Genomic DNA, 11,517 nt, shown 5'->3' with positions numbered 1-11,517 from the left:
GTCCAGTTTTCGCGCATCAGTTTTCGTATTCATACTTCTCTAACGCACGAGGCAGTATTTGGTGCACCGGTCAGTAAATGCGTTTCATCAAAAGGTCACAAAGATCGCAGCGCTCGATGATCCGTATGGTATGGTCTGGGCCGAATGATTTTTTTTGTTCGACGCGAGGCTCCAATGGATATGGATGCTGACTGGCCCTTGCCGCAGCCAATCACTCTCTTCAAGATGAACCGGCGGTCGACCGGTTCATCACTTTCGAAAGCGAGCTCGATCGCCAGCACCTTCTCATCACTCGCGGCGCCGGTAGTGGCCGACGCAGTGCAAAGGGCAAAAGAGCTGTCCACGCAAAGCGATGCCGAAGGGTTTCATCAGCTTCGGGTTGCCTTCAGAAAGCTTCGTGCCTTGTACTGGGCGTACTCGCCCTACCTCGGCGAGGAAGCAACCGCGCAAGCCACCGAGGAATTCAAGCGTCTTGCTGCGTTGGCGGGCGGAACGCGTGACTGGGATATTGCAGGGGACCTACTGAAAGCCGCCCAGGAGTCACGCGCATCGATCGCGCTGCTCGTGGCCGCGGCGCGCGAGAAGCGTGCACAGGCAGTAGAGCATAGCCAGACGATGATCAGAAGCGACGAGGTCGAAACGTTCCTGAACGATGCCCTGCTTCGCGCGCAAACGACGCTGGAGTCGAGCTGCAACGATCTTCCCATTCGGGCGTTCGCCGAGGAGCGCGTGCGTCTTGCTCAGCGGGCGCTTCAAAAGCGAGGCCGGCGCGCAGCACGTAGCGAGACTGCCTCCGAGGAAAATCAGACTGCCCACGAGGAAAATCTACACGACGTTCGTAAGGCGGGCAAAAAGCTGCGATATCTCCTGGAGTTTTTTCAACCCGTCATCAAGGGCGGGCACGATCGCACGATCAAGGATCTGATGTCCGTGCAGAACATGCTGGGACAGTTTAACGACATTGCCGCAAGCGAGACGCTCATTCGGAGCGCGTCGTTCAATGAGGTTCCGCCCGAGGTCGTGCAAGAATCACTACAGTGGCTGGAAAAGCAGAAGGGCCGAAGAATGCGCGCGGCATCACGGCGGGTTCGAGCCATCGCTAGCTAACCTGGCGGGATCGTGATTGCCGAATATAGCAGCTGTGACAAGTGCGCTCGGTCCAGTTTCGCGGCGCCTGATAGTTCTCGTGCGAAAAAGCGCTCACGGCATCGCGGGAACCGATGCATCAGCGGCGGCAAGGAGGTTGAAATGGACGCCCAGTAGAAGCGCGCAAACAAGACGCCGGTGTTCGTTAGCCAGCAAAGCGTGATGTCGTCGAGCACGTCGTCGCGCGACATTGTGAGCTGCAGCTCACCCCTTCGTGACATAGTGCCTCGAGTTGGCGCGATCTTCTGCTTGCGCTATCCCGCTAGTCGAGCATCGACTGCTGTTGTCCCTCTGTGAATGGTGGCTTCACTTTTCTGAACGACGTGTAAGCGCGACAAACTTGTTTGCGGCACCTCCGTGCGCGAATTTCTTGGGCGAGTAGGTGACAAATGCGCGGACATTCGCATCTCGCGCACTCGTCGTCCGCTCCACCGTGATAAGTTTTGCTGTCGAGGCGTCGAGCGCGGAGCGATTCGCACGCTTGCGCGTGCTATCAAGCCCGAGTCGGGTTTGTGAATGATCACTGCACGGAGTTTTGCCGCGCGACCACTCTCCGCTTGCGCCGCTTCTGTCACCGCTAGGACCACCTCCCATGGAAGGGCGTCCTCTCGATTCGCATGTTCCAGCTCTGCGAGGAGTTCGCTCCAAAACTTGACGCCTCTGCGAGCGCGACCGGGACCGCGCGCGAACCGCAGGCGTGCGAGCAAGGCCGCCGTACGCGCCTCCTCAACCTGCGACGCCCTTCTGACTGTACCTGAACGGCCCCAGGCGCCGTTTCGCTGGCTAACAACGAATGTCACGAGACACGCCAATATGAAGACGACAACTGCTTGATTGCTTTGGAGCAAATTTTCGTATGTCATACGATCGATTGGTTATTTTGCTGCGGCGCAGCGCAGCCTCATTCTAGATTTGGACGCGTCGAAGTCAACTAGTTTGTGTTGCCGATCGGCCAGTTCGCGTTGAACGTCGAGGCTTGCGAAGCGTGACGTACTGGAGCAGGACACCGCCGCAAGACTGTCACGTAATTGGGGCCTGGGGCACGAGCTAGTACGTGTGCTCCAAAGGCTTAGACGCTGGTCCGACCGGGTGATTACATCCTTGTCCACGAGAGCTAGGGATAAACGTCGGGGGCCAGACACGCATCGGATGCAGTAAGTGGCCCCAACGGCGATTAACGACGGGAAGACGGTGGAGATAGCCTTTTGAATCTGCTCCACAACATCTTCATCGAATCGTGGTCCTCGGCGGCGCGCGACGCGAAATAGCCGCGTGCGAAGCCGGCTCCGGAGGCGGTTTCGGGCTTTGCCGTTGCCAACGACTTCAGTAACTCGTCCGCGACGACGATGTCGTTACGCCATCCGAGGTCGTCCTGAAGCTCGCTGAGCGCGCTGACATACGATTTGACGTCCCGACGCGGAAACAGCGACGCGAAAAACTCCGTCGCATATCGGACTTTCTTTGCTGCAATGCGCGCACGATGCCGGGTCTCGTCGTCGAGTTCAGCGAGACCGCGGCCACGCTTGAGGAGCTTCTTGTGACGGGCCGACAACGTCGCATTGGCGAACTTCTCGACTCGCTTTGCACGCCGCTTGCGCTCGTCGGCGGTCTGTCCATTGCGCCATCCCATTGTCTCGATCCAAAGCGTGAACTTGAGCACGAGCCGGGTATAGCGAACCGAATCAACTGCGGCCGCGGCCGTCTTGCGATTTTGGACTGCGCGCTCCTTGGCGGCGTGTTGGGTGGCATTCGCGTCTGCACCGTCTTTGAGCGAGTTGAACGCCTGATCAAGCGTTGCCCCGGACAGCACTTCCCAGTCGCGCGCCTCGCCGAGTTCGCCGGCGATCCATCTGAGTTCCGAATCGAACTCCGATGGAGCGGCAATCACAGCCGCGAACAAGTCCAGCGCCGAGCGCAATCGACGCAGTCCGACGCGCATCTGATGCACACTCGATGGATCGTGTCCCGATACGACGCCCCGTTCATTGCCGTGGACCTGTGCAAGGCAGTTCTTTGCGATCTGTTGAAACGCCTCTTCGATCGTGTAGCGCTTCTTGAGCTTGAGCGGATTTGCTCGCACGGGCGGGCGGTGCTCTTGCACAAGCAACTCGTATCCTCGGTCGCCCTTGCTCATGTAGTCGATGCGAAGAGGAATATCCTCGAGGAGAGAAAGCGCCAGTTCGTAAAGCTGCTCCGGCGCGCCAGCTTTCAATTCCATCTCGATACCATGAATCGCCGTCGAACCGGCTTGCGCTTCGATGACGCCATCATCTGCCGCCAGCTCGACCTCTGTGTCCTGCGGCAGACGAAGCATCGCAGTGGATCGTTTGATATGGGTAACGAACAACGGCTGAATCTGAGATGCAAGCGCCTCATCCTTAAGAAGCTTCGTTCCCTTTTTACGACCTGCGATCGACCGTCGTAGTAATGCGAGGTCTGGCGAGTCACCGCTCACCGGACTTTCGAATTCGTCTCGCTCGAAGAATCCCGCTGCGACGGAGCCGTCCAGCTTGAGCGTCTGTAAGCGCTCGGCGCCGCCAGTCCGGACCCGTAGCGAGGCGCCGTTCTTATGCAGGTGTAAGTCGGGCGTGTCGAAGTACGTGCTCGTGAGTTCGTGAATCGTAGTCGAGTCAACCGACAGTCGGCTAACTGCGGGAGCGTGCAGGACACGGCTCGCCTTACCTGTCGGAACCTGTAGTTTGAGTTCGCTTTCCATCATTCCTCCGTCGAGCGCGGACACAAGAGACTTTCACGATGTAAGCATTAAATGTTCTCGGTTCTGATGTAGCCCGACTTTCGTGCCTCGGACGATGTGCTCCAGCCAGTCGCCGACGTCACGCGCGGGCAGGGGCGCGCCGCTTCAGACGTTGGTCACATGTGCCACTGTCCAGCCTGAATTCATTGTTGTGCGCTCACGCGCACGCACCTGCACGGGAACTCGCACGCCGAGCATAAGAAGGTGGCCGGCTTGTCTAGGGCAAAGGGCTTTCCGCGATCGTCGTATGGCGCGACACCCCCCGATTGAATGCACGCAGTCGCCGGTCCGGCGTGTACTTGCAGAAATGCTCGAACTCAATCCATGCGTTCTCGTAGTCACCCTCCCGCGAGAGAGTTCGCACGGCGTTCCGGCCGTGGCACACGATGCGAGCTCCATGAACTGGCTCGATAGCGGCCGGCACGTCTTGCTGACGTATGCGTCTGCTGCCCGTCGCGACGAGCTTGTGGTGGCGCTTCGCGCGTGGCGCCTGTCGGCCCGAAAACCCAACCGGCTACGGCGGTCACCATAACGAGCGTCGGTGCGAGTGAGAGCGCCGAATAGAAGGCAATGCTCGCGACCATCGCGGCGCAGCGGTTTTTCGAGAACTGGTTTGGCGCGCCGAGCGCCCACGAAGGGTTCTTTCTGACGGCCGCTTCGATCTTCTCCGTTGCGACGGAACGCATGATGTCGGGGCCGACTTCATTTTGATCCGGATGCCGAGATCCACGTGAACCGGAGAACAGGCGGCATTCGCGAGCTCGTCGCCCGGATCATCCACGGTTCGGCAACTGGTTCATTTTGGCGTCGGCGCCAACAGCCAGAGGAAGTTGAGTATCGCGCTCGCGGGATGGGATGGACAAATGCATTCAGGGCTTGCGCTCTTCCAGCAATTTGCTGGCAAGAGCCCGGGCGGCCTCTCGCGCCTCGGTCTCCCGCGCAAATTCGTCTTTGGCTTGATGCTTTTCGGCCGTCTCAGGATCCGCGCCTATACCGCGGAGGTAGACGAATCCTCGGTAGAGGCCCTTCACCGTCTGAATAACGCGGACGCGCGCAATATGCGTGTGAGTTGCGTGGACTTCGTCGTCCATGGCGGCCTCCATGTCAATCGCCGACGAATCCTAGCATGACGTGATGGCAGCGACCGTTGCGTTCGACTCATGGGCGGCCGACCGTCGAGCGGCAGGAATCGATTTCGCTTCCGGGCGTTTTTTTGCTCAAAAAAGGCTAGCGTTTCGCTCATCCCTTTCAGTTGCAAACAGTCCTATGCACCAGCGTTCACTTTATTGGTTGGCAACTGCCTGGTTTTGCGTCGGTGGTCTGGCCGCAGTTTGCTCATGCGCTAGTTTCGTCGCCAGATGGTGACCGACGACGCAGCCGCCGATAGCTCCAACGACTGCATGATGGCCGGCGTAATGCCCGGCGACCCCACCAGCCACCGCGCCCTTCAGGCAACCGGCAGCGGATGCAGCGCCGCCGCCGGCAAGCAACGCTCAATGCAATAGCGAAGAAATTCGAAGTCTTCATATTGCTGCCAGCACGATGAGATAAAGGGCAGTGTATCGATCAAGCCCTTTCACACGAGCCACAGACCTCGGCGGCGCAGGGCAAACGTCGCGCAGACCAAATGCTACGATGCACCGAAAAAACGATGGAGGCGCTGATGCAAAACCCCGCTCTATTCCACGTCCTGATGGACTATTTAGAAGGTGCAGGCGCCTCGCCTATGGAGATTGAACGGTTTGTTGATCGGTGGCATCGGCTGCGATCGCACGAAGCGTTTCCGTGTCCTGTCTGCTTTCTGGCCGGCGAGGAGCAGCAGCTGGAGCCACTTCCGGCGCGAGGTATGTTGGAGTCGTTGAAATGTCCCACCTGTCTGACGCAGTTCGACATACCGGTTGACGAGTAGCTTCGTGGCAGCATTGGCGCTAAAGGGCGTTCTTCCAATTCTTCTTTCTCCAGGCCGTCCGTTCCTGTTCCTAGTGTGAATCTGAGCGAACCAGATTCGGCAACTGTCAATTCAGCCGGAGGCTCGACGTAATCTTTTCGTCGACCGGTACGACGCTAACGCTGAAGCGCCATCCCTAATAATTCAGATTACAAATATCTATAACGGCGCGTCATTCATCGCGTGGAGATGCATATGACTACCCTGAGCATGGGCCGCCTGGCGACCCACCTGTGTCGCGCTCGTTGATTATTCTTCGGCTTTCATCCTTAGCCTGGTTCCTTGTCTAAGTCGTTGAAATCGTGCATCTGGTCATCGCCAAGCCGGGACGGCGCGGACCACATGTCGAAGAAGAAGAGTCCGTACCGCGAGGGTAGTCGAAGACGCTCTGAAAGGTGTGCAACGCACGCGCAGACGGAAGCCCAGCCGAAAGGTCTGACTGCCGTGGCTAGTAGGCAAGACGAAAACGTATTAAATGAGCTCTTTAAACAAAAGCCCGTCCTTGGGGAAGGGCGGGCAAATAAGGGTGCACGCTCCTTGCCTAGCGTGCCGCGACAGTATGAACCACCGGCGGAGGCTGATAAGAGCGGAAGCGCACGTTTCCATATCGTCGGGGTAGCTTGGAATCGCAGGATCAATATGAAGCGATCGCGAAGCGGCATTCGTCGGCCGTCGTCGTGCAGAGGTGTCATCAGACAATAAAACGTCGACTGCTTTACGTCGGAAGATAGTGCGATTCAATTGGCGGGCGCGGAATCGCTCCTGTCTAATGTCCTCCCCACATGCAATTCCGTCTTCCCAGGAGGGGCGTTATGGCACAGCCGAGTATTGACGAAATCGTCAAGGCCATCGCCCAGGATTTCAACACGCCTTCGGAAGTTGTTTTGAAGATGTTCGAAGCGACGTGGGCCGAGTTCAGCGAGGGAGCACGGATCTTCGACTACCTAACCGTTCTGGTCATCAAACGTGTACGCGAGGATCTGCGGAACGGGAAATCGGCGCTGCGCATCGGCGGGATTGAACAAATCACTGTGCCTCCCTTTAAGGGCAAAGACGATCACGAACGCGCTCTTGTTGATCGCAAGCACGATGACGAGTTCGATGCACCGCCACCTCAGACTCCAAACGACACGCCAAGTGATGACAAGCAGCATTGCATCCGTCCCCAGTGCCTCGAAGAGGTACATGAGTTCGTCAGCTTTGTGCGGCTTTAGCACGCGGTTAATTTCCGTGCACAAACACTGAAGCAGAGCAAACGTCAAAGCGCGAGCTTGGTTCAAGAGGCGAATGCATCGCGCCGATGCTGGCGTCCTGCTTCCTTGCTCCGCTCATGGTCGGGATCGGCACGGCTGACTGACCGGTGACACTGGTCATCGTCGCTTCCGCATAGCCTCCATGTCGCCGCGCGCCGTTCGACGTAAAGTACACGTGAATGGTAGATTCGAGTCGGGCTGCGACGTCAGCGAAGCTATGGATATCGTACGGCCCGCCGTGAAGCAGGATCACGAATGGGCCACCGGCTCGACCGACTTCGGCGTAACCGATGCTCCTCACCCCGGCATCGATATGCCTGATCGTGTTAATAGGTGTGCCTGCCGCGGTACCACCTGTGTTTCGAGTTGCATCGCTGGATTGTGCATTCGCGCGGCCGTTCAGGAGCAGATTCATCGTGCCGACGGTGACTGCAGCTTTTGCCATGAAGCGTCGACGACGCTTGTTGATCTCATTGGACATCGAAGTCTCCTCTCTCCCTCCGCTATGCAAGCAGCCTGATACGCGACAGACGGATCGGGCAACGGACTTCTCAACGCAAGGTTTTGAACGCGGCCTTGATCTCTTCCGAGAAGAGTTGAGGCTGCTCCCATGCCGCAAAGTGGCCGCCCTTGTCGACTTCGTTGAAGTAGATCAGTTTGTGGTAGCTCTGTTCGGTCCAGCTGCGCGGAGCCTGATAGATCTCGCCAGGGAACACCGTGACCGCCGCCGGAATCGAAATATCGACCGCGTTGAAGTTGTTCGCGTTGTTCGTCCAGTAGAGCTGCGCCGCCGATGTCGACGTGTTCGTCAGCCAGTACAACGTGATGTCGTCGAGCATCTCGTCTTTCGTCAGGGAGCGCTCGGGATTGCCACCGCTATAGGTCCAGTCCGCGAACTTGTCATACATCCACGCGGCCTGCCCGACCGGTGAGTCCGCGAGCGCGTAGCCGACAGTCTGCGGACGCGTCACCATCATGGCGGCGTAGCCACCGCCTCTCGTGTAGAGATTGTCGAGCGACTTGTATGCGGCGATTTCCTTCGCATCGAGCCCGGCCGGCGGCGGGTCGCCCGCCTTCAAGGATTTCGCGATTTCCGGGGGCACAGTCGCCGGCATATTGACGTGAATGCCGAGCAAGCCTGGCAGTTTCTGTGCGGCCATCTTGTCGGCAACGACCGAGCCCCAGTCGCCGCCCTGCGCCACATAGTGCTGATAGCCGAGCCGATGCATCAGTTCGTCCCACGCGCGCGCTATGTGATCCGGCGTCCAGTCCGCAGTCCTGGGTTTGCCGGAGAAGCCGTAGCCCGGCATCGAAGGCAGGACCAGATCAAACGAATCTTCCGCGCTTCCGCCGTAGGCCACGGGATTCGTCAAAGGTCCGATCACCTTCAATTCTTCGAAGACCGATCCTGGCCAGCCATGGGTCATGATGAGGGGCAGGGCGTTCGGGTTCTTCGAACGCACCCAGATGAAATGAATATCGACGCCGTCGATGGTGGTCACATACTGCGGCAACGCATTCAGCTTCGCCTCCGCGCGTCGCCAGTCATAGCCGTTACCCCAATAGCTCACGAGCGCCTGCAACCTTGCGAGCTGCACGCCCTGCGAACGATCCGTGACCGCTTCCGGATCCGGCCAGCGCGTCGCGGCGATGCGCTTGCGTAGATCGGCGAGTTGCGAGTCAGAGACATGCGCCTTGAACGGACGAATCGACACGTCATCGGCCGATGCGACGGAGTGTACGGTTGGCTCGGCGGCAAGCGCGGGAGCGGTCGTAAAGGCAAACGGTGTTGCGACGAGGGCAGCACCGACGGCGATGGACTTCAACCCTTTCATGATGACGATTTCCTGAGCTTTGGGACGGCTGAACGAGAACTAGAATTGGAGCTGGATGACTCGATCGAGCGCCTGCAAACGACACTGCGTGAGCGGTCAATCGGATTGCGTTCATCCATAGCGTCTTTATATGATTCCGCGTCCATGTCGTAAAGGACGTAGAACCTACGCTTTCGGGACGTCATTCAGGAGCCGCTGTGCCGACCATTGCGTTCGTCGTGCTGGAAGGGTTTCACGCCATGGCGCTTGCCGCGCAGCCGGTCTTCCTGTTCGCTAACCGGAGGATCGGTCGGCCGTTCTATGAGACGCTGACGCTGTCGGAGAGCGGCGCGCCGGTTCAACCGACCGGCGGCCCCGCCGTGATGACCGAACCCTTCGGCAATCGAACGTTCGATACGGTGGTCTTCGCCGGAGGGGATCCGAATGAAGTGCCCGTGTCGCCGGCATTGCTCGCCTTCGCGCGCCACAGCGCGGCGACGGCCCGGCGGATCGCGTCAATTTGCACGGGCGCCTTCGTGCTTGGCGAGGCAGGCTTGCTGGATGGCCGTCGAGCTACCACGCACTGGATCTATGCCCGCGCGTTGGGTGCGCGCTATCCGAAGGTGCGCGTCGAAGAGGACCGGATCTATGTCGTCGATGGTCCGGTCTGGACATCGGCCGGAATGACCGCGGGAATCGACCTCGCGCTGGCGCTGGTCGAAGCCGATCTCGGTGCCGATCTCGCACGATCGGTGGCGCAAACGCTCGTCGTCTCTCATCGACGCGCCGGCGGGCAGTCACAGCATTCCGCGCTGCTCGAAATGGATGCGAAGTCGGATCGGATTCAAACCGCGTTGACGTACGCGAAAAGTAAGCGGCTCGGCAGGGCCGGTCCCCGATCCGCGCGCGCGTGGGGCATGATGTGAGAGCGTGTGGAGGTCCTTGTAGATCGCGTGAGATCGTTTCATGATTGTGGACACGATCTATCTGGATCTACCCAGTCAAACGGTGGGCGTGGGCGCAGCTGCCGGCTTCAGTTTGTCGGCCACGTTCCAGGGAAGCAGTTCGTTGATGCGGTTGACCTTGTGGTCAGCAATATGTGTGAGCACGTATTCGAGGTAGGCACGTGGGTTGATTTCGTTGAGTTTGCACGTGCCGATGAGACTGTACATTGCCGCCGCGCGCTCACCGCCGCTGTCGGAGCCAACGAACAAATAGTTTTTCCTGCCCAACGCTACACAACGCAGGGCATTTTCTGCAAGCACATTGCTGATCTCGGCGCGTCCGTCCTCGCAGTAGAACGTGAGCGCCGTCCAGTGGTTCAGCGAGTAGTTGATCGCGCCCGTAAGCGTAGACTTCTTCGACAGCGTCGCAAGCTTGGCCCTGATCGTCGATTCGAACGTGTTGAGCAGAGGCTTGCTCTTCTCCTGCCGCACACGCAACCGCTCATCGGGAGGTTTGCCGCGAATGTCAGCTTCGATGCTGTAGAGCTCGCCGATCATCTCGAGCAGTTTCTGGGTATCCGGAGTCGGCGTACGCTCGTGAACGTCGAATATGTACCTCCTCGCGTGATCCCAGCATGCCGCTTCGAAGACGTCGCCGCTTGCGTACAGCTGATCGAAGCCGGCGTAGGCATCTGCCTGCAGGATTCCCTTGAAGTTGGCGAGGTGTGTTTGTGGATGAACACCCTTGCGGTCCGACGAGTACGTGAACCAAACTGCCGCAGGCTCCGTCGAGCCCGAGCGTCGATCGTCGCGCACATAGACCCAGAATCGGCCGGTTGTCGTCTTCTGGTTGCCCGGTGTGAGGACGGGAACCGTCGTGTCGTCGCCATGGAGCTTGCCGGCAGCCAGCACGTAGCGCTGGATCGCCTCGACCAGCACCATGCAGAGTTCAACGATCTGGCCGACCCAGCGGCCCATGCTGGCGCGATCAAGTGTCACGCCGTCGCGGGCCGCGATCTCCGACTGGCGATACAGGGGTTGGTGATCCGCGAACTTCGATACCGCAATATCGGCCAGCAGGCTTGGATTCGCGATGCTGCGCTCGATCGGCAGGCTCGGCATCGGCAGTTGTTCGATATGGCCACAGCCGGGGCAAAGCAATTTGCGTCGGATCGTGCGGATCACCTTGAATGCGGCGGCTACGCGCGAGCTGTTTGGAGACGTCGTCGCCCAGCGGCTGCATGGTCGTCGCGCACTTGGGGCAGAGCGGATCAGGCTCGAGTACCATCTCCTCGCGCGGCAGGTGCGGCGGGAGCGGCTCTCGCGAAGGCGACTTGCTGGCCGGCGCATTCGGTGTCCTGTCGCGCTCGTTACGCGCCTCGGCAGCACCCCGGCCGGCGGTCAGGTCCTCCAGCTGCGCCTCGAGCTTGTCGATCTGCCTGGCGAGTTGTTCGGACTTGCGCCCGAAGTGCATCCGCCTGAGCTTGTCGATCTGCGCCTTCAGGCGCTCGATCTCGTCATCTCGCGCGGCGAGTTCCTCCACCATCTTCGCAATCGATACCTGGTGCTCAAGCAGCGATGCCTGTTGCGCGAGCACCATGGCACGGAGCTCGGCGACGTTATCGGGAAGCGGCGCTTGATCGGACATGCGTCGCAG

At 59.3% G+C, this 11,517-nt stretch carries 7 protein-coding genes and 3 pseudogenes; 3 read left to right on the top strand and 7 right to left on the bottom strand.

Annotated features, from left to right (window positions below; translation table 11 throughout):
- Positions 1-174 precede the first annotated feature (174 nt).
- Positions 175-1,107: a CHAD domain-containing protein gene (locus tag AWB78_RS32515; protein ID WP_062610728.1), complete on the top strand. Its 933-nt coding sequence runs from the start codon at positions 175-177 to the stop codon at positions 1,105-1,107.
- Between the two features lie 31 nt (positions 1,108-1,138).
- Here the strand turns inward: AWB78_RS32515 and AWB78_RS48650 are convergent.
- The 4 genes and pseudogenes from AWB78_RS48650 to AWB78_RS48640 form a co-directional block, all read right to left on the bottom strand.
- A pseudogene (locus AWB78_RS48650) lies at positions 1,139-1,337 on the bottom strand (epoxide hydrolase); the annotation flags it as partial.
- A gap of 983 nt (positions 1,338-2,320) precedes the next feature.
- Positions 2,321-3,862 carry a CYTH and CHAD domain-containing protein gene (locus AWB78_RS32505; protein ID WP_062610732.1) on the bottom strand — a complete coding sequence of 514 codons (1,542 nt, stop codon included), beginning with the start codon at positions 3,860-3,862 and terminating at the stop codon, positions 2,321-2,323.
- Positions 3,863-4,770: 908 nt separating this feature from the next.
- On the bottom strand, positions 4,771-4,992 hold the full coding sequence (locus AWB78_RS32500; RefSeq protein WP_082883508.1) for a hypothetical protein: 222 nt from the start codon (positions 4,990-4,992) through the stop codon (positions 4,771-4,773).
- A gap of 192 nt (positions 4,993-5,184) precedes the next feature.
- Complete coding sequence (locus tag AWB78_RS48640; RefSeq protein ID WP_074173584.1) at positions 5,185-5,391, bottom strand: hypothetical protein; 207 nt, start codon at positions 5,389-5,391, stop codon at positions 5,185-5,187.
- 1,270 nt (positions 5,392-6,661) lie between these two features.
- On the opposite strand from AWB78_RS48640, the pseudogene AWB78_RS48635 reads away from it, so the two are divergent.
- Positions 6,662-6,838: pseudogene (locus AWB78_RS48635) on the top strand (DUF3562 domain-containing protein); the annotation flags it as partial.
- Between the two features lie 232 nt (positions 6,839-7,070).
- Here the strand turns inward: AWB78_RS48635 and AWB78_RS32485 are convergent.
- Together AWB78_RS32485 and AWB78_RS32480 are read right to left on the bottom strand one after the other, a co-directional pair.
- The gene (locus AWB78_RS32485; protein WP_062610723.1) at positions 7,071-7,583 is read right to left on the bottom strand and encodes an alpha/beta fold hydrolase; all 513 of its coding nucleotides are present in this window, start codon (positions 7,581-7,583) and stop codon (positions 7,071-7,073) included.
- Between the two features lie 70 nt (positions 7,584-7,653).
- Positions 7,654-8,937, bottom strand: a complete 1,284-nt coding sequence (locus AWB78_RS32480) for an epoxide hydrolase family protein (protein ID WP_062610722.1) — start codon at positions 8,935-8,937, stop codon at positions 7,654-7,656.
- Positions 8,938-9,134: 197 nt separating this feature from the next.
- Here AWB78_RS32480 and AWB78_RS32475 point away from each other — a divergent pair, with 197 nt between their 5' ends.
- Complete coding sequence (locus AWB78_RS32475) at positions 9,135-9,842, top strand: GlxA family transcriptional regulator (RefSeq protein ID WP_082883506.1); 708 nt, start codon at positions 9,135-9,137, stop codon at positions 9,840-9,842.
- Between the two features lie 75 nt (positions 9,843-9,917).
- Here the strand turns inward: AWB78_RS32475 and tnpC are convergent.
- Positions 9,918-11,508 (bottom strand): annotated as a pseudogene (tnpC, locus tag AWB78_RS32470) (IS66 family transposase).
- Positions 11,509-11,517: the final 9 nt, after the last annotated feature.

This window comes from Caballeronia calidae, from assembly GCF_900044055.2.
Lineage (GTDB): Bacteria > Pseudomonadota > Gammaproteobacteria > Burkholderiales > Burkholderiaceae > Caballeronia > Caballeronia calidae.
Note: the sequence above shows the minus strand (reverse complement) of the source record. Positions and strands in the feature narration are given on the sequence as shown.